Source organism: Acetobacter fabarum, from assembly GCF_022483405.1.
Lineage (GTDB): Bacteria > Pseudomonadota > Alphaproteobacteria > Acetobacterales > Acetobacteraceae > Acetobacter > Acetobacter fabarum.
Genome location: NZ_JAKVNI010000001.1, coordinates 2,545,020 through 2,564,094 on the forward strand (window position 1 = coordinate 2,545,020; position 19,075 = coordinate 2,564,094).

Annotated in this window: 15 protein-coding genes; 3 read left to right on the plus strand and 12 right to left on the minus strand. The window is 58.7% G+C overall.

The window, feature by feature from the left end:
* Positions 1-213: 213 nt before the first annotated feature.
* From rplL to LKE65_RS11915, 10 genes are all read right to left on the minus strand, one after another.
* Positions 214-588 carry a 50S ribosomal protein L7/L12 gene (gene rplL / locus LKE65_RS11870; protein WP_086647122.1) on the minus strand — a complete coding sequence of 125 codons (375 nt, stop codon included), beginning with the start codon at positions 586-588 and terminating at the stop codon, positions 214-216.
* 98 nt (positions 589-686) lie between these two features.
* Positions 687-1,205 carry a 50S ribosomal protein L10 gene (gene rplJ / locus LKE65_RS11875; protein WP_048852972.1) on the minus strand — a complete coding sequence of 173 codons (519 nt, stop codon included), beginning with the start codon at positions 1,203-1,205 and terminating at the stop codon, positions 687-689.
* Positions 1,206-1,487: 282 nt separating this feature from the next.
* The gene (rplA, locus tag LKE65_RS11880; protein ID WP_086647121.1) at positions 1,488-2,180 is read right to left on the minus strand and encodes a 50S ribosomal protein L1; all 693 of its coding nucleotides are present in this window, start codon (positions 2,178-2,180) and stop codon (positions 1,488-1,490) included.
* A 4-nt stretch (positions 2,181-2,184) separates the two neighbouring features.
* Positions 2,185-2,619, minus strand: coding sequence for a 50S ribosomal protein L11 (rplK, locus tag LKE65_RS11885; protein WP_095348979.1), 435 nt, complete (start codon positions 2,617-2,619; stop codon positions 2,185-2,187).
* Positions 2,620-2,725: 106 nt separating this feature from the next.
* On the minus strand, positions 2,726-4,294 hold the full coding sequence (locus tag LKE65_RS11890; RefSeq protein ID WP_278741861.1) for an efflux transporter outer membrane subunit: 1,569 nt from the start codon (positions 4,292-4,294) through the stop codon (positions 2,726-2,728).
* A 41-nt stretch (positions 4,295-4,335) separates the two neighbouring features.
* Entirely contained in the window at positions 4,336-5,649 is a 1,314-nt protein-coding gene (locus LKE65_RS11895) for an efflux RND transporter periplasmic adaptor subunit (RefSeq protein WP_095348980.1), read from the minus strand.
* Positions 5,646-8,819: an efflux RND transporter permease subunit gene (locus tag LKE65_RS11900; protein ID WP_278741459.1), complete on the minus strand. Its 3,174-nt coding sequence runs from the start codon at positions 8,817-8,819 to the stop codon at positions 5,646-5,648. The genes LKE65_RS11895 and LKE65_RS11900 overlap by 4 nt, the downstream gene beginning before the upstream one ends.
* Positions 8,820-8,938: 119 nt before the next feature.
* Positions 8,939-10,312, minus strand: coding sequence for a sensor histidine kinase (locus LKE65_RS11905; protein WP_086647117.1), 1,374 nt, complete (start codon positions 10,310-10,312; stop codon positions 8,939-8,941).
* Complete coding sequence (locus LKE65_RS11910) at positions 10,299-11,012, minus strand: response regulator transcription factor (protein WP_086647116.1); 714 nt, start codon at positions 11,010-11,012, stop codon at positions 10,299-10,301. The genes LKE65_RS11905 and LKE65_RS11910 overlap by 14 nt, the downstream gene beginning before the upstream one ends.
* A 21-nt stretch (positions 11,013-11,033) precedes the next feature.
* Positions 11,034-12,305 (minus strand): DNA recombination protein RmuC, encoded by a 1,272-nt coding sequence (locus LKE65_RS11915; RefSeq protein WP_278741462.1) that lies wholly within the window; start codon positions 12,303-12,305, stop codon positions 11,034-11,036.
* Between the two features lie 193 nt (positions 12,306-12,498).
* Between LKE65_RS11915 and LKE65_RS11920 the strand changes: the two genes are divergently transcribed.
* The 3 genes from LKE65_RS11920 (at position 12,499) to LKE65_RS11930 (ending at position 15,371) form a co-directional block, all read left to right on the plus strand.
* The gene (locus LKE65_RS11920; RefSeq protein WP_278741463.1) at positions 12,499-13,767 is read left to right on the plus strand and encodes an MFS transporter; all 1,269 of its coding nucleotides are present in this window, start codon (positions 12,499-12,501) and stop codon (positions 13,765-13,767) included.
* Between the two features lie 137 nt (positions 13,768-13,904).
* On the plus strand, positions 13,905-14,297 hold the full coding sequence (locus LKE65_RS11925; protein WP_278741465.1) for a hypothetical protein: 393 nt from the start codon (positions 13,905-13,907) through the stop codon (positions 14,295-14,297).
* A 63-nt stretch (positions 14,298-14,360) separates the two neighbouring features.
* Positions 14,361-15,371 carry an IS481 family transposase gene (locus tag LKE65_RS11930; RefSeq protein ID WP_278741864.1) on the plus strand — a complete coding sequence of 337 codons (1,011 nt, stop codon included), beginning with the start codon at positions 14,361-14,363 and terminating at the stop codon, positions 15,369-15,371.
* Positions 15,372-15,429: 58 nt separating this feature from the next.
* Here the strand turns inward: LKE65_RS11930 and bcp are convergent, their stop codons facing one another.
* Positions 15,430-15,918 carry a thioredoxin-dependent thiol peroxidase gene (gene bcp / locus LKE65_RS11935; RefSeq protein WP_278741467.1) on the minus strand — a complete coding sequence of 163 codons (489 nt, stop codon included), beginning with the start codon at positions 15,916-15,918 and terminating at the stop codon, positions 15,430-15,432.
* Positions 15,919-15,962: 44 nt separating this feature from the next.
* Positions 15,963-19,073, minus strand: coding sequence for a bifunctional [glutamine synthetase] adenylyltransferase/[glutamine synthetase]-adenylyl-L-tyrosine phosphorylase (locus LKE65_RS11940; protein ID WP_278741867.1), 3,111 nt, complete (start codon positions 19,071-19,073; stop codon positions 15,963-15,965).
* Between the last annotated feature and the right edge of the window lie 2 nt (positions 19,074-19,075).

Here is a 19,075-nt window from a genome sequence, read left to right on the forward strand (position 1 = left end):
CGTCGCTCCTGCCCCGCCCTTATCTCGGACCATCAGGCTCGTGGTCTGCCGCGAGCCTGATGGTCCGACCTATTTCGGCCAAAACCATACCGGATTTACCCGGCCACCTGCCTCAGATCAACCTGAAACAGGCAAACGGGCGGAGGCATACACCCCCACCCGAGAACCTCAATTTCCTTCACCCCACCACATATGGGCGGGATCAAGGCAATCTTACTTAACTTCGACGGTTGCGCCGTTATCTTCAAGAAGCTTCTTGATTTTGGCAGCTTCGTCCTTGCTGACGCCTTCCTTAACGGTCTTGGGAGCGCCTTCAACCAGGTCCTTAGCTTCCTTCAGACCCAGACCCGTGATGCCACGGATTTCTTTAATCACGTTGATCTTCTTTTCGCCAGCGGCGGCCAGAATAACCGTGAATTCGGTCTGCTCTTCAGCAGGAGCAGCAGCAGCGCCCGGAGCAGCAGCAGCAACTGCAACAGGAGCAGCAGCGGAAACGCCCCACTTTTCTTCGAGCAGCTTGGAAAGTTCAGCAGCTTCAAGAACGGTCAGAGCGGACAGTTCGTCAACAAGCTTAGCAAGATCAGCCATAGTCAGACTTCCTAATATAAACACTGGTTAGCAAAACGCAACCTCTACACAGAGGCTACGCGTATTTCTTGTACACACCCCCATATGGGAGCGTGTGGTCAGGCAGCTTCACCCGTTTTGGCATAGGCCCCAAAAACACGAGCAAGCTGGCCAGCCGGCGCCTGAACAACACTGGCGATGCGCGTAGCGGGCGTGGAGATAAGACCCACGAGCTGCGCGCGCAGCGTGTCGAGCGACGGCAGCTCGGCGAGAGCCTTGATCCCAGCTACATCAAGTACCTGAGAACCAAGAGAACCACCAAGCAGCTCAAGCTTGTCATTGGTTTTGGCGAACTCAACGATCACCTTCGCCACTGATACAGGTTCGTCCGCCCACGCAAGCGCGGTCGGTCCCGTCAGCAACGGCGCGATGCCGCTGAACTGGGTCCCATCCAGGGCGAGAGTTGCCAGCCGGTTTTTGGCAACCTTGTAGTTTGCACCCGCTGCCCGCACCTTGCGTCGCAGATCCGTCACATCAGCCACGGTCAACCCGTTATTACGGGTAACCACAACCATGGACGTTTCGGCGAACACGGCGGCCAGAGAGGCAACAAGGGCCTTCTTTTCCGTACGGTCCAAATCCCGTCTCCGTCTTGTTCCATCAGATCTAAACCTGACAGAACGGGTTGCCCTTTAGGTTCTGCAACAAACAGAACCCGCTCGCCTGTCCTTGATAAACGGAATATCTGGCACTGCCGAAAATTCTCAGCCTGCAACCAGCATCCCCGTCTTACCACGCGCCGGCCCCGAAAGGCCGATTAAGAGCAAACTCACGTGTGGTCTCGGACAGGTATAAGAAGTGGTAAACCACTCCCTTATGCACCAAACCAGCCACAAGGGCCAGCCCGGCAACATTCTTGCTCAGCCTGCGAAGGCAGAGACGTCCAGCTGTACACCCGGACCCATTGTGGAGGTCAGGGCAGCCTTCTTCAGGTAGGTGCCTTTGGCGCCAGTCGGGCGAGCCTTCTGCACGGCATCAACAAATGCACGTACGTTTTCAGCCAGCTTGTCTGCACCGAAGGAAGCCTTGCCAACGCCAGCGTGGATGATACCGGTCTTTTCAGCGCGGTATTCAACCTGACCGGACTTGGCTGCCAGAACGGCACCCTTAACGTCCATGGTCACGGTACCCAGCTTGGGGTTAGGCATCAGGCCACGCGGGCCGAGGATCTTACCCAGACGACCCACCAGAGCCATCATGTCCGGGGTTGCAATGCAGCGGTCGAAAGCGATTTCGCCAGCCTGCACCTGCTCCATCAGATCTTCTGCACCAACAACGTCAGCACCGGCAGCCTTGGCTTCTTCAGCCTTGGGGCCACGTGCGAACACGCCAACGCGCAGGGTCTTGCCCGTGCCATTGGGCAGGGACACAAAACCACGAACCATCTGGTCAGCATGACGCGGGTCGATACCCAGGTTCAGGGCGATTTCAACCGTTTCGTCAAACTTTGCAGTTGCATTGTCTTTGACGAGGGAAACAGCTTCGTCCAGACCGTATGCCTTACCGGCAACAACCTTGGCGCGAGCAGCTGCAAGACGCTTGTTCTGAGCCATAATCTTAGCCCTCCACCACATCAAGACCCATGGAGCGGGCAGAACCCACCAGCATGCGTACAGCGCCATCAATGTCGTTTGCGTTCATGTCCTGCTGCTTCTGGGCAGCAATTTCACGCAGCTGATCCATGGTTACCTTACCCACGGAACCGCCCTTACCAACTGTCTGGCTGCCTTTGGAAATCTTGGCGGCCTTGAGCAGGAAGTAGGTGTTCGGGGGGGTCTTGGTGATGAAGCTGAACGTACGGTCAGCATAGGCAGTGATCACCACAGGAATCGGCATGCCAGGTTCAAGGCCCTGGGTCTTGGCATTAAATGCCTTGCAGAATTCCATGATATTCAGACCGCGCTGACCCAGAGCCGGACCAACCGGCGGCGAAGGGTTTGCTTTACCAGCGGGAATCTGAAGCTTGATGTAGCCAACAACTTTTTTGGCCATATCCGGGACTCCTCAAAAATGTACCCGGACCGCGGTTCTTAACGATTCCAGCCTGCACACAAGGTGTTGGCAGAAACCTCCCGCGTTCCGATCAGGAAAGGCGCGCTTACCTGTGCGCAGCATGGCTGTCAAGAGGGGCACGTGCTTTTGTGCTACCACTCAGATCCGTGCTGGCAGGGTCACGCACGGTTGTAATGCCGCCCGCAGCCGGTGCCTGACGCAGATTGCTGTACTGCAAGGGCTTGAAGGGCATGAGCACACTTTCACCCGTAGGCAGTTGACCACGGGACCACCCGCCACCCAGAGCGCGAATCAGCTCCACGCGGGCATCAATGGCGCGCGTGGCGGTCTGCACCAGTGCGATCCGGGCATTCAGGGCTGCAACCTGTGCCACCACGACATCCAGATAATTGGTAAGCCCACCCGTGTACAGCGCCATGGTCATGCCCTGTGTGCGCAATGCGGCATCTACTGCGTTAGACTGCTGCCCCACCTGCACCTTGAGCCTGTTGACCCGGGTCAGCCCGTCCTCAACCTCCTTGAAGGCGTCTAGCACCGTGCTGCGGTACAGGTCCTCCTTCTCGCGGTACTGCGACCAGCTGCGTTGCAGGTCCGCACGCCGCAACCCACCCTGAAAGAGCGGAAGAAGTGCCTGCGCACCAAACTGGTACATGGAGTTGGAGAGCGATGCGAGATCGAACCCGTTATCCATAAACCCGGTCGTGGCGTTAAAGGTCACATGCGGGTAGAACGCTGCGCGGGACACGCCTATGGCCCTGTTGGCCTGCGCCATGCGCCGCTCTGCCGCAGCAATATCGGGCCGCCTTTCCAGCAGTGTGGATGGCAGGGCAACCGGCAACGGGCCTTGTGCAAAGTTCAGTGTATCCACCGGCGCAATGTGGAAGGAGGCCGGGGCCTGATTAACCAGTGCCGCAATGGCATGCTCCATAACGTCACGCTGGGTGCGGATGTCGGTTTCCTGCGCCTGCGTGGCATAAAGCTGTGCCTGAGCGCGGGAGACATCCATACCCGGCGCAATGGCCCCTGCCAGACGCATATTGGTAATCTGCACAGCTGTTTTGTAGTAGCGGATGGAATCCCGGTAAACCGCGCCCTGCGCATCCAGCCCACGCAGCACAACGTAATCGCTGGCAAGCTCGGCCTGCAAACTCAGCCTTGCTGCGGCATAGTCTGCCGCGCGCTCCTGCACGTTCTGCTTGGCCATGCGTGTTTTGTTACGAATGGCGGACCAGAAATCCGGCTCCCACGTTGCAGAACCCGAATACTGCTCGGAGGACATATACATGGGCCCGGTGGAGCCGGCCCCACGCCACAGCCGATGGTCCGACCCTTTGTATTTTGCCCCGCCAGCCATACCGCCAATTTGTGGGTAGAGCTTGGATTTGGCCTCCATGGCCAGATCCCGCGCCTGAAGGAAAGCCTCCGCCTGCGCCTGAAGATCGGGGTTAAGGCGCATGGCCTGTTCCTCCAGATCATTCAGTACGGGGTCTCCCAGCACAGTCCACCAGTTGGGGTTTAATGTTGTATCCACCCCACCTGCGGGCTGCATAACGCCACCACCCTGCCAGTTGTCGGGGTAGATAAACCTGGCTGGCTTATAGCGTGGCGCCATGTCGCACCCTGCCAGAACGGACAGGAGGCAGCTCCCCAGCATAAAGCGTGCGGCAAAAACCCGGCTACCCTGCGCCCTGCCCTTCATTGACGCCCCCCGGATTCCGGCATGGGCCGGTTATCTTCGGGCATGGCGCGGGTATCGTTCTTGCCTGCGCCTGCAGCCTTTGCGGGGGGGGCTGGGGGAATATTGTAACCGGGAGTGCCTTTAACAATCCGTACCAGCTGCCCGTCCAGCAGGCCGGCGGATGGGTTATTGATGACCCTGTCGCTCTTTTTAACCCCACGCTGCACTTCCACCGTTGTGCCCAGATCGCGCCCAAGGGCTACGTTGACCAGATGCACGTGGTTGCTGTCATCCACCAGCGCGACCTGCGTTCCTTCCTGCCGGAACACAATGGCGCCTTCAGGCAGAATAAGCTGGTCCGGGTCGGCCGGAGCGCGGAAGGTGGCCGTGGCATAGGAATTAGGCCACAGCTCGCCGCTCTTGTTATCCAACACCAGTTCGGTCGTAACCGTGCGGGTGTTGGGGTTAAAGGCGCTTGCGGTTGCCAGATAACGCGCCTTGAACGTGCGCTCGGGGTATTGCGGCACAATCAGATCGGCCTGCAGGCGGGGTGAGATAATATCCGCGTAGTCCTGCGGCACAGCTACAAACACACGCATGGCGTGCACGTCCGCAACGCTGAACAGTTCCGTGGCATTCCCGCGGGAATCCACATCGCCCCGTCCGGCGTTAACGTAATCCCCCACATCGGCCATACGGGATGTGACAATACCATCAAACGGAGCCACGATCTTTTTAAACGCTTCAAGGGCGGCGTAGCGTTCCACATCATGCTGGGCGGCTTCGACCTGCGCCTTCTGGGCCTCGGCATTGGCGGCCTGCACGTCCACCTCCTGCTGGGAGACAGCCTGCGTGCCCTGCAACGCCTTCCAGCGTCGTGCGGTAATCTGGGCCAGCTTGTAGCGGGCCAGTGCCACGTTGTAGTTGGCCTTGGCGGCGGCGTACTGGGCGTCCAGCCCCGGTGTGTCAATTTCGGCCAGCACGTCCCCTGCTTTTACGCGCGCGCCAAAATCCTTGTACCACATTTTGACGTAGCCCGAGACCTGAGCGTAAATCGGGGCCTGGTACCATGCCGCAATATTGGCAGGTAGCGAGAGCTCGCGCTCATCGGGGGCGTGCTGCGGGTAAATGACCTGCACAACGGGCACCGCATCATGGGCTGTTTCCTGCGCCAGTTGCACATAGGCCGAATGCCTTTGCACAAGCCCCATGATAACCAGAAAGCCTGCCACGCCAGCGACAATAGCAAACCCCATTTTTCTTTTACGGGCAGCTGCCGCAGCTTTTACCTTGGCGTCCACGCCACCCGTATTGTCGTGTTCCGGGGTCATACGCCAGCTTCCTCTTCTTTTGTCGTCGGCACTTCTTTTTTGTTGTGCAACATTGCAAACACGCAGGGAACAAACAGCAACGTAGCCACCGTTGCCACCAGCAGCCCCCCCATGACCGCCTTGCCCAAAGGCGCATTCTGCGAGTTGCTCAAAGACATGGGCAACATGCCAATAATCATGGCGGAAGCCGTCATCATAACCGGGCGAATACGCTCAAAGCCTGCCTCAAGCGCTGCCAGAATGGCATCTCCATGCTCATCAAGCCGCTCACGCGCAAAGGCCACAACCAGAATGGCATTGGCCGTGGCCGTGCCCATGCACATGATCGCACCCGTAAGCGCTGGAACAGACAGGGTTGTATGTGTGAGGAACAGGCTCCACGAAATACCCGCCAGCGCGCCGGGCAACGCCGTGATGATAATGAACGGGTCCAGCCAGGACTGAAAGTTGACCACAATCAGTAGGTAAACAAGCAGAACAGACATAGCCAGCCCGGCCAGAAGCTGCACATACGCACTGTTCATGGTCACGGCCTGCCCGCGCACGGTCAGCGATGCGCCGCGCGGCAGGTCGGGCCGGAGTTCATCCACAATCCGCTCCACCTCGCGCGAGACGGTGCCCAGATCGATCCCCTCGTTTGAGGCATAGATATCGAACACGGGCATGATGTTGTAGTGCGCAACCTCGGCCGGGGTCCCGACCTGCTCGATCTGGCTCAGCCCGCCCAGAATCTGCGGGGTCTGCCCGCTGGGATTACCATCCCCTTTATCAATCGGGGTGATCTCCAGATCATTCATGGTCTGGAGGAAGGAGGCCGGGGTCTGGATGTCGATCAGATGCGAGACGCCAGTCTTGGTATCCAGCCAGTAAACCTGCCCGACCTGCGAACTGCCCGAAAGCGAAACCAGCACGTTGTCAGCCACGTCCGCCTCGCGGATACCCGTGCCCAGCGCGTACATGCGGCGTGCATTCACGCGCAGGGTTGGCGTGGTCATGGGCTGCTGCACTGAAATATCGGTCAGCCCGGTTACATGCCGCAGCCGCTCTGCAATGCGGTTGGCAAATCGGAAGTTGGCTGGCAGGTCACGCCCGACCACCTGCACATCAATCGGGGATGGCAGGCCGAAGTTCAGGATCTTGGCTGTCAGGTCCCCCGGCAGGAAGGAGAACTGGGTCCCGGGGAATTTTTCATTCAGGTTGCGGCGCAGCAGGCGGCGGTATTCCGCAACAGGGGCGGCTTCATCCTTGAGCGAAATGGTAATGTCGCAATCCTGCGTACCCACGGTGGGGGTTGGAATATAAGCCATGTTGAGCGGGCTGAACGCCAGACCGCAGTTATTGACAATTCCTTCCACCTGCCCGGACAGCGTGCGCTCGACCTCCGTATCCACCAGCTGGGAAATTTTGCCGGCTTCCTCCAGCCGCGTGCCAATAGGTGCGCGCATATGCAGGGCGATAACATCCGAATTGACCTCGGGGAAAAAGTTCTGTCCGACAAAGAACAGCAACCCCAAAGACCCGAACGAGCACAGCACGAATACCGGAATAAACGTCCCCCGCACCTCAATCAGATACGTGAGCAGGGCGTGGTAGCGGTGGCGAAAGGTCTCAAACCCACGCTCAAAGGAACGCTGGAAACGGCCAAAAACCGTTTTGGGCTCCTGCGGACCGTGCGCATGGGCGGCCACCTGTGCGGCCAGCATGTACTTGGCCATGGTTGGCACCAGCGTGCGCGAGAGAATGAACGATGCCAGCATGGCAAAAATAATGGCTTCGGCCATGGGCATGAACAGCCAGCCAGCAACACCGGTCAGCTGGAACAGCGGCATCCACACGATGCAGATACACAGCGTGGAAACAAAGGTTGGAATAACAATCTGGTTGGCCGCGTCCACAATGGCGGTTTCCAGATCCTTTTCCATTTCCAGATGTGCATCAATGTTTTCGATCATGACCGTGGCATCATCCACCAGAATACCAACGGCCAGCGCCAGCCCGCCCAAAGTCATGACATTGATGGTCTGCCCGGCCCAGCCCAGCCCGATGATCGAGCACAGCATGGCCAGCGGAATGGAAGTGGCAATAATAACCGTAGAACGCCACGACCCAAGGAACAGCAGCACGACAAGCCCGGTCAGGAAGGCGGCGGTTATCATTTCGCGCACCACGTCCTCCACGGACTCCTTAACAAAGGTCGAGGCGTCATTGAGCACGCGAATGCTCACACCCGGCGGGAGGGTCTGCACAATGCCGGGCAGCAGTTTTTTAATGCCTGCCACCACATCCAGTGTTGAGGCATCCCCGCTCTTCATGACCACGATCAGCACACCCTGCTGGCCCTTGACCAGCACAAGGTTGGTCTGCGGTGGACCACCCTGATGCACCCACGCCACGTCGCGCAGGCGGACCACGGCGTGCCCGACCTGCTTGATGGGAATATCGTTCAGTTCATCCAGCTCCCGCGGGGCTGCGTTGGTCTGCACCATCCAGTCAAACGGGCCAATACGCTGGTCCCCCGCAGGCAGCACAATGTTCTGGCTGTTCAGTGCGCGGGAGACATCCACCGGAGAAAGACTGTGTGCCAGCAGCTTGACCGGGTCCAGATCGACCATGACGTTACCCGGCTTACCCCCATACGGGTTGGGAATGGCCGCCCCTGCAACCGACACCAGCGCAGGCCGGATAAGGTTGGAGGACATGTCATAAATCTCGGACGCCGTCATGGACGTGGATGCGACCTGCAACGTAATGACCGGCACGGAGGATGCGTCATACGCCAGAACAAGTGGCGGCGTGGAGCCGGTAGGCATCTGCTTGATCACGGTCTGGGAGACAGAGGTGATCTGGGTTTGAGCAACGGATGTGTTTGTACCGGGCTGGAAAAAGATCTTAACAATCCCGCGCCCGTAATAGGACTGGCTTTCAATGTGTTCGATATTATTCACGGTCGCGGTAAGTGCGCGCTCGTAATAATAGACCACACGGCCAGACATATCCTCGGGCATCAGCCCTGTATATTGCCAGATAACGGCCACAACAGGGATGCGGATACTCGGGAAAACGTCCGTCGGGGTTGAGAAAATACCCTTAATTCCAAAAACAAGAATCAGGATGGACAGCACAACAAAAGTGTACGGTTTTTTGAGTGCTATAAGAACAATCTGGTTCATTCACCTGACCCTTGGCTGAAAACGGGTCCGGTCATCATTCTGGAAATGGTCGTCATTTTGCCAGTAGATACCCGCACATCCCTCTCCCGCTTGTGACATTATCTTTACAAACCATTGCTCTAGCCCAGTACCGGGACCGGAAAAGCAATGCTGAAGCATGTACCCCTGCCATTGGGGCCGCTCTCTATCTTAACGTTTGCGTCATGCAGATGCGCAATGGCGCAAACAAGGCTCAACCCCAGACCGCTGCCGGGCACATGCCGGCTCTTGTCCGAGCGATAGAAGCGGGACAACACATTCTGTCTTTCCTCAGGGGCAATGCCCGTGCCCGTATCGGTCACGATCAGCAGGACCGCATCATCCTTTTGTTGCACATCCAGCACAATACTACCGCCTTCAGGAGTAAATTTGATAGCATTATCAACCAGATTAGCGAGCAGTTCGATCAGAAGATGCCGATCCCCCCATACTGGCCCCTCATCCGCAGAGGGCAGAGCCTGTAGTTTTTTATCTTCCATTTCGGCAATGGGTTCGTAAAGGTCGAACACATCATCCATCAACTCACGCAGCCTTACCTGCGCAAAACCAGCCATACGGCGGCTGTTCTCTATCTCGGCAATCCTGAGCAGGGCGGTAATAATACCTAGGCACTGATCAAGGTCATCCACCGCGCGACCTATGGCGGCTTCAAGCTGCTCCGGATCACGCTCGCCCGACTGGGCACGCTCAAGCTTTGCCCGCACGCGGGAGAGCGGGGTGCGCAGGTCATGGGCAATATCATTACCCACCGCACGCATGCCGTCCATCAGATGTTCCAGCCGGTCGAGCATGCGGTTCACGCTCCCCGCCAGCCGCTCCAGATCATCCCGCTCACGGTTGGCTGGCAGACGTTCATGAATATCGCCCGCCATAATCCGGTCTATGGCCTCGTGCATTTCCTTCACGCGGGAGAGGGCACGATGGCTGAGTGCCACCCCAAGGAACAGCGCGAACAAAAACGTGGGCACCGCCGCCACCAGCATGGCATGGCGGAGCATGAACTTCTGCTCCGCCAGCAGATGAAAACTGCGCCCCAGCACCAGAATGGTGTGGTCTGGCAAGGTCACCGCCAGCAGGCGCAGGGGGTAAGCAGCCCCTTCCTCGGGGTAAATCTCGATATTATGGGGCTTACCATCTGCCTTGAGCCCACGGGGCCAGGTATGCAGGTCACCCGCAATTAGCGCATGCCCGGCGTCAAACAGCCCGGCACTGTTGATGATCAGGCGCAGGTCATCCGTTGCGCGGCGGCGGATAACATATTCCAGATGCTCGGGCGACATCTGGGCCAGCAGTTCCGCCTCCCCCTGTAGCAGTTCGGTGGAGCGGCGGGATTCCACCGCCTCCATCTGGGCGTAAACCAGCCCGAACTGCATGAGCATGACACCAGCCATAGCCGCCAGCGCCATAAGGGTGATCCGGAATGTGGCTGTCCGAAAAACCTCAGTCAGAAACACGCAACTGGAACCCCGTACCACGAATGCTCTGGATAAGCGGTTCCTCGCCCGGAGCATCAACCTTCCGGCGTAGCTTGCCGATATGCACATCAACCAGGTTGGTGCGCGGGATAAAACGGTACTGCCAGACATCCTCCAGCAGCATGGAGCGCGTCAGCACCTGTCCGGGGCGGCGCATAAGGTATTCGAGCAGCCGGAATTCACGCGGGAGCAGGTCAATCTCGCGGCCATCCCGCCAGACGCGGCGTTCAATCAGGTCCATTTCCAGCGGGCCGGTACGCAGCTTGGTGTTGCGCGTATCATCAGGCCGCCGCAGCAGCGCTTCAATCCGTGCAACAAGCTCTTCCATGGCAAAAGGCTTGGTCAGGTAGTCATCCCCCCCAGCCTTAAGACCCGTGACCCGGTCATCCACAGCAGACAGGGCAGACAGGACCAGCACAGGCACGCGAATCCCCTGCTGGCGCATGGCTTCTATAACAGAAAGCCCATCACACCCGGGTAAAAGCCGGTCCACCACCATCACATCGGCCTCGCCTTTTACGGCTGCATCCAGCCCGGCGTTGCCTGTTTCCTCATGATGGACGTTAAAGCCGCGCCCTGTGAGTTCCCCTACAATTTCCTCGGCAATCCTGCCGTCATCCTCGATAAGGAGAACCGTCCGCCCTTCCAGAAAAGGGGGTAGTGTATCATCTTCAGACATACCTGCCCTCTTGCTCGTGTTCTACCCTGTTGCAGTGCTACCCTTGATATGGCCACTAAATTCAATTTCAGACTCTTCGCCTTCGTCCTCACTTGCAACCGGGTTATCAAGCTCCTTGAGCTTGCGGGTAACCACTCTGGTGCGCCGTCTGGCCTCCTCAATTGAGAACGACATAGCCTGCGCATTCCGCGCCAGCTTGTCCAGCACTCCGTCCATTTTCAGCATTTCCTGCCGGGTTGCACCCAGCAGGCGGGCAATGCTTTCCGTCCGTTCTTCCAGGGCCAGAGTCACGTAGCCCAGATGAATGGTACGCAGCATGGCAGGCATAAGGGCTGGCCCCATGACCATAACCCGGTACTGCCGCCCGACATCATCTATCAAACCCGGAATGCGGGCCACTTCCGTGTAAAGCCCATCAGTTGGCAGATAAAGCACTGCGAATTCAACAGTTGCGGGAGGCTGAATGTATTTCGTGGCAATTTTGCGTGCTTCCACCCGCACAGTGTTCTCCAAAGACTTGCGGGCGGCCTTTTCACCCACCACATCGCCCTCTTCTGCCGCGTTGAGCAGTTTTTCGTACGCTTCGGTCGGGAACTTGCTGTCCACCGGCATAAGGGGGGGTGTCTGGGTTTTGACCGGCATGCGAATGGCGAACTCCACCACATCATTCCCCGGTCCCAGCCGCACATTGCTCTCATACGTACCCGGCGGCAGCACATCATCCAGAATGGCGCGCAACTGGGCCTCCCCCCAGCCGCCACGGGTTTTGACATTACTGAACAGCCGTTTGAGGTCACTGATCTGGGCAGTCATGGCGCGGACCTCGCCCATGGCCTTCTGCATGGCGGCAAACTGTTCCAGCACCCGCTGGAACGATGTGTGCATCTGCCGCTCCACCGCCTCGTGCAGTTGCTCGGTTACCGCGTGGCGGATGGCCGCCAGTTGTTGGGCGGAGGTTTCCGCCATGTTGCGCAGGGCCTCGGCCTGTGCGGCCCGTGCCTCCGCCTGCTCACGCCCCAGACCACCAGTAAGGTTGCCAAGCTGCTCGGCCAGTTCGGCACGCATGCGCTCCAACCGTTCGCCAAAAGCCCGTTCCATTTCGGCCATGGCGGTTCTTTGCGCGGAGGAATCAGCGCGGGCGGCGGCGGCCTCGCGCTCCATCATAACGTAAAGCCGCGCCAGCAAGTCGCTATCCGCACTTTTTGCTGGAGGCTTGCGCAGCGCAAAAGCCAGCACCCCCCCCAGCAAAAGAGCCGTGACCGCCACACAGACAAGAACAATTACAGAACCCATACCCTGTTTTGTCTGATGTCTGCCCCAAGAGCAAGCACCCTTGCTCACTGTTTTTGAACAAAAAACACGTCTATCAGGCAACACCTCTCATGCCGCAGACGTAATGACAGGCGTAGTGTGGTAATGATACTACCCTTGCCCACGGTGCCTTGTTCACCAACACAACAAAAAGTCCAGGAATGGAGAGCACAGCTTGAACACGGCACAACGCATTCGGGGTATTCTGGCAGGATCAGCCGGAAACCTGCTCGAATATTTTGACTGGTATGTTTATTCTTCCTTCACCATCTACTTCGCCCATGCGTTTTTTCCACACGGCAACCCAACGGCTGAACTGCTGAATGCGGCAGCGGTGTTTGCCGTTGGCTTTTTTATGCGCCCCATTGGCGGGTGGCTGCTGGGCATGGCGGCAGACCGGTACGGGCGGCGCAAGGCGCTCACCTTTTCTGTTCTGGCCATGTGCTTTGGCTCGCTGGCCATAGCCCTGTGCCCCACATACGAGCAGATCGGGGTTGTGGCCCCGGTCATTCTTGTGCTCGCACGTCTGGTGCAGGGCTTGAGCCTTGGTGGGGAATATGGCGCTTCGGCCACCTATCTGGCCGAAGTTTCCACCCCGCAGCACCGGGGGTTCTGGTCTGGGTTTTTGTATGTCACGCTGGTTATGGGGCAACTGCTGGCCCTGTGCGTGCTGCTGGTCATGCAATACGTGTTTTTAACACCGCAGCAGATTGCAAGCTGGGGCTGGCGCATTCCCTTCCTGATCGGGGCATGTGGTGCCGTTCTGGTGTTCTGGCTCCGCCGCCAGATGGTGGAGAGCGAAAGCTTTGAGAACACAAGCAACAAGCAGGCCAAAGGGGGCGTACGCGTTATGCTGGCCCACTGGCCATCGGTGTTGCGGGTCTGCGGGCTAACCCTTGGCGGAACGGTCGCTTTTTACACCTACACCATTTACATGCAGAAATACCTTGCCAACTCCCTTGGTTTTTCCAAGGAAACGGCCACCCTTATCTCTGCTGTCAGCCTGTTTGTATTTGCGGCCATGCAGCCCGCATTTGGCGCGGTATCCGACCGGATCGGGCGTAAACCCCTGCTTCTGTTTTTTGGCATTGGGGCAAGCCTTGGCACTGTGCCGTTGCTTAGTGCCCTCTCCCACGCCACATCGGGCTGGGTTGCATTCGGGCTGATTGTTGCCGCGCTGTTCATGGCATCGGGATACACGTCCATTAACGCCATTGTTAAGGCCGAGCTTTTTCCCACCCGCGTACGGGCCTTGGGAGTAGCACTCCCCTATGCGCTGACCGTATCCATTTTTGGCGGCACAACCGAATATATTGCCTTGTGGTGCAAGCATGTAGGCCATGAAGGCTGGTTTGCCTGGTATGTTTCCGCCTGTGCGCTGGTCACGCTTGCAACCGCGTTAACCCTGCAAAAAACCAGTACAATGCCGGAAAACACGCCCTGACCCCCATACAGGCATTATTCAACAAAAGGACAGGGAAGAGCCTTTAATTTGCCACAAGCGGATCGATATTTAAGGGAGAACAAAAAATACGGAGCAGCCTGACACCCTGCTCCAGGGAGGCACGTTTGATGCGCCGCATGACACAATTTCTGATGGCCCTGCCCGTTATTGCGGGCCTTGGTCTGGCAGCTCTGCCTAGCGCACAGGCCCAACCCGGGCGCTGGGGTGGCGGTGGCCCCGGCTGGGGCGGTCGGGGTGGACCCGGCTGGGGGCACCACCACCGGGGCGATGGCGGCGCAATTGCCGGCGCGCTTATTGGTGGGCTGGCCGTTGGTGCCCTTGCTGGTGCGGCCATGAGCGGCGGCCCCGGCGGCTATGCCTATGGTTACAGCTATGGCCCGCCCCCTCCGCCGCCCCCGCCACCACCACGCGCCTATATGGTGCCGGTTGCTCCCATGGGGCCACCTCCGGGATATTACTACGCTGTTCCCGGTGGCTATTTGTCAGGTTGTGAGACGTCATTGGGATGATGTAGCGTGGGCGATACCGCGTTATGCTTCGTTGTTTTCTTCCGTTTGCAGGGAGACCGAATGATGCTTCAGATCCACCCACAGGCACGCACGACACCGGCTGTCCGGGCTGAGATAGCTCGTTCGTCAGAACCGACATCCGTGCTCGCCAGACGCTACGGGATCAGCGATGAAACAGTCCGCAAGTGGCGCAGGCGTGGTTCGGACGCCTGTCAGGACCGCAGCAGCCGTCCCTGGAGGCTGGCCTGGAAAGCCTCGGAGGAGGAGCGCGCCATTGTCTGTCAGATTCGGCGTTCTACCGGTTTTGGTCTGGATGATCTGACCTTTGTCTTACGGCATTTCCTGCCGCATCTGAACCGGGACAATATCTGGCGGATACTGAAAGACGCCGGATTGAACAGGCTGCCTCCTGTTCTAAAGGCCGGACCAGTTCGGGGACAGGGAAAGTTCCGCGATTACGATCCCGGTTATGTCCATATCGATGTGAAACATCTGCCAAAATTACAGACAGCAGATGGGGACAGGCGGAAACGTTTTCTGTATGTCGCCATCGATCGCTGTTCCCGTTCAGTGCACCTGGCTGTTTATGACGCGGAAAATGCGGATAATTCCGTTGATTTCCTCAATGCCGTCAAATCGGCCTTTCCTTTCCGGATCACCCATATCCTGACCGATCGTGGCTCCTGCTTTACAGCGGACGCCTTCGAAAAAGCCTGTCATGACATGGGAATCGACCGACGCCGGACCAAGGCTTACTCCCCTCAGACCAATGGAATGGTGGAACGCTTCAATGGCCGTGTCGCTACAGAAGTACTGCAGGTCTGTGTCTCAAACCATGAAGATCTGGAAATTCTGCTCAGAGGCTTCTGTTTCGCCTACAATCATCGCCCGCAGCGTGTTCTGGGCGGCATCGCTCCCGCCCAATGCATCATCTCATGGCTTGAAAAACATCCCGCGTCACGTAATCAAGACTATATCAAACCGGCTGGTCGTGACATCATGAAACAGGTCGACGAAATCCTTGATTACGCCAATGACGTCTCACAACCTGACAGCTATTACCCGGGCTGGTAAAGCCCGGCCCGGCAGGGTGGGTGCGCAAACCTGCGCACCAAAAACTGCAACAACGTGCTCAGGCAGCGCCACCCATTGCCTGCGCCTGAGCCAGCACCGCCTCCACATGGCCGCTGACTTTGACCTTGGGCCAGATGTAAGCAATGTCGCCTTTGGCATCGATCAGGAACGTTGCGCGCTCTATGCCCATATAGGTCCGGCCATACATGGATTTTTCCACCCATACGCCGTAAGCCTCGGTCACATGCCCATCTTCATCTGACGCCAGAGGAAAGGTCAGGTTGTATTTGGCCGCGAATGAGTCCAGCTTTTTAACCGGATCGCGCGAGACACCAATAACGCTCAGCCCGGCCTGTTCAAAAGCCTGCAGGGCTTCGTTAAACCCGCAGGCTTCTTTTGTGCAGCCGGGTGTGTCTGCCTTAGGATAAAAATAGAGCACAAACGGCTGCCCCTTGAGCGCCGCACTTTCCACCGTGTGTCCACCACTTGCCGCCATGCTGAACGCCGGGGCTTTGTCCCCTACCTTGAGCGCCTGACTATTTTCCATAACCGTAAACTCCTTCCATACCTTGTGCTGGGATAACCCGCTTTTTAGTCCTCTGGCCGTTCGGCTGGTGCCATGGAGGCAACGGGGCCGACCAGCCTTTCAAAACAGTTCCGCACATCGCGCGCCAGCAGGTTGGTCCGCTCCATTAGCTCGGGCAGGGTGCGGGCCTTCATGTTCCTGAGCAGAATATTCAGGGCTGCGGGCACCATATCCGTTTCCAGCTCCCGTGGGGGTACGGGGCCACACAGCAAACGCAGCAGGGCCTGCAAACGCCGCCAGAAAAAATCCGCCTGCCTGAGCAGTTTTGCATCTGCCGCACTCAGCACCCCACACCGTTCAAGCCGCCCCAACGCCAGCCGGGTGGACGGGCTACGGGCCATGGGGTCGGCTGCAACAAGCTGGAAAATCTGCGCAATGAACTCCACTTCCATAAGTCCACCGGCCCGGCGCTTGATGTCCCATATGGAACTGGCGGGCAGGTCACGGGCCAGACGTTCACGCATGGTGCGGGCATCCTCCAGCAAGGAGGCGCGTTTAGGGGGGATGGCACGAATACTGCCATCCAGCACCCGCTCCAGATCCTGCGTTAACGCGCGCCGCAGGGCTTGCGGGGCCGCCACAATGCGCGCGCGCGTCAGGGCCATACATTCCCACGTCCAGGCGGCTTCCGTATGGTAGCGCAGGAACGCCGTGCGCGGGACAGCAACCGGCCCCGCAGCACCCGATGGGCGCAGGCGCATATCCACCGCATAAAGCGGTCCTTCCGGCCCCGGTGCAGTCAGTGCCGCAATAAAGGCGTGGGCCAGACGGGTGTAATACTGCCCCACAGCAACGCTCCGGGGGCGGGAGAAGGCGAGTTCCTGCCCGGCATTGCGACTTTTGGCTGCGACCTGGCTGGTCTGAATCTCCTCCGGGTGGTCAAACACCATCAACAGGTCAAGGTCGGAGCCGGGCATCATCTCCCGCGAGCCAGCCTTGCCCATGGCTATAACCGCCATGCCCCCACCGGGCACACGGCCATAGCGGCGCACATGGTCACGCTCCACAGCCTGTTTGATCACGGTCATGATCGTATCGGCCAGCAGGGTGCGTTCACGCTCGGCGTCGTCCTCGCTCATCCGCCCTTCCAGCAGCGCAACGGACAGGCGGAACTCCTCGCCCCGCAGCAACGGGCGTAGGGTGGTCAGCAGCTCCTCCACATCGGCAACTTCCCCGGCCAGTGTTTTCAGGCGCGCCACCACGTTGCGCCCTTCCTCCGGTTCGGGGGCCAGCAGCCCTTCCAGCGCAGAGGGCTTGTCCGCCAGATGGTCAGCCAGAAAGGCCGAAGCATCAAAAATGCTGGCAATGCGGTTGATCAGCTCCGGATTACGCTCAAAAAGCGAGAGAAGCTGCACCCCGGCGTGCTGGCGCGCCAGCAGGGCATCAAACCTGCGCAGGCAGGCTAGCGGGTTACCGCGCTGGCCAAAATTGGCCAGCAGGGCGGGGAGCAGCGCACGCAGCAGGGCATGTGCCCGCTCCGAGCGCAGGGCACGCAGGCCATTGCCACTCCACCGGCCCAGAACCTGTGCTGCTTCCACTAGTTGGGATTGAGGAAAACCATATTTTTCCAGCAGTTCCGCCACCTGCCCTTCTTCTGGACCGGGCATGAGCACACTGCCTGCTTCCATACCGTTCTGTGCGGGCTGGATAATAAAGTGCCGCTCAAAAATCCGCCTTGCCTCACGCATACGCGGGAGCATGTCCAGCGCCAGAGCCTCCCCATCGGGGTAGTTCATGAAAATGGCGAAGGCATCAAACCCTTCCACCGTCTCTGGCAGGCTGTGGGTCTGGTGGTCGGCGCGCATTTGCAGGCGATGTTCCGCATCGCGCAAAAAGCGGTAGGTACGGGCCAGCACTTCGGCCTCGGTCCGGGGCAGTCTGCCCGAACCCACCAGTTTTTTAAGCGCGCCAAATGTGGTTTTGTCCCGCAGTCCGGGCTCGCGCCCCCCCCAGACCAACTGCATGGCCTGCGCAATAAATTCAATTTCGCGTATGCCGCCCTGCCCCAGCTTGAGGTTATGGCCCAGAAGCCACGCCCGGCTGGCAGCGGGGTCCGCCAGAACAGAATCGGGGAGTTGCGCCAGATCCGTCCGCCCTGCCTTGCGGTAACGGTCTATGCGGGCCTTCATGTCATGGATGTCATCAATCAGGGCAAAATCTAGGTGCTTGCGCCAGATAAATGGCCTGATAGCCGCCAGAAAGCGCCGCCCCAGCGTAAGGTCGCCCGCCACTGCGCGCGCCTTGATCATGGCCGCACGCTCCCATGTCTGCCCCAGGCTCTCGTAATACAGCGTGGCAGCCTGTACGGTTACAGCCGGTGGAGTAGAGGATGGGTCTGGCCTGAGCCGCAAATCGGTACGAAAAACGTAGCCATTCGCATCGCGCGCTTCCATCAGACTAACAAGATCGTTAGTCATACGCACAAATACACGTCGCACCGCGTCTGACTGAGAATACGTTGTGGGGTCGTACAACACTATCAGGTCGATGTCGGATGAAAAATTCAGTTCACGCGCGCCCAGCTTGCCCATGGCCAGTACCACAAGCCCGCAGCCCGAAGTGGGGTTTTCGGGGTCTGGCAGGTCAAGCTGCCCGGCCTGACTGGCATGCCACAGCATATGTTTGAGCGCGATTTCCAACGCGGTTTCAGCCAGCCGGCTGAGCGTATGCGTGACTTCCTCCAGCGACCATGCACCACCAAGGTCTGCAATAGCGCAAATAAAAGCTATACGTTTTTTGGCATGACGAAGGAACGCGGCGACATACTCTCGCCCCGATGTGGCGTCAAACTGGGCGCATGTTGCAAACGCATCGAGCACACAGCTATCCGGCCCCTTGTCCAGCAGCGCTGCAAAAGCCTGAATATCCTCCCGCGCCAGATCGGACAGGTACGGGCTGTTCCCGCCAAGGCACAGCATCAACTCACGCGCGCCGGGCAGCGCCATGACCGATGCCGCAATACCGTTCTGGCTGGCCAGTTCCAGCATGTCCTCAACAAACACTGTGGCCCTGTGCCCGTCCGCCGGAGCGGGCCAATCTGCATCCGGCCAGCTCCGCGGGCCTTGCCTGCGGGTCTGTCTTACGTCACGGAAGAGAGAATGATCTGCCTGCGTCATGA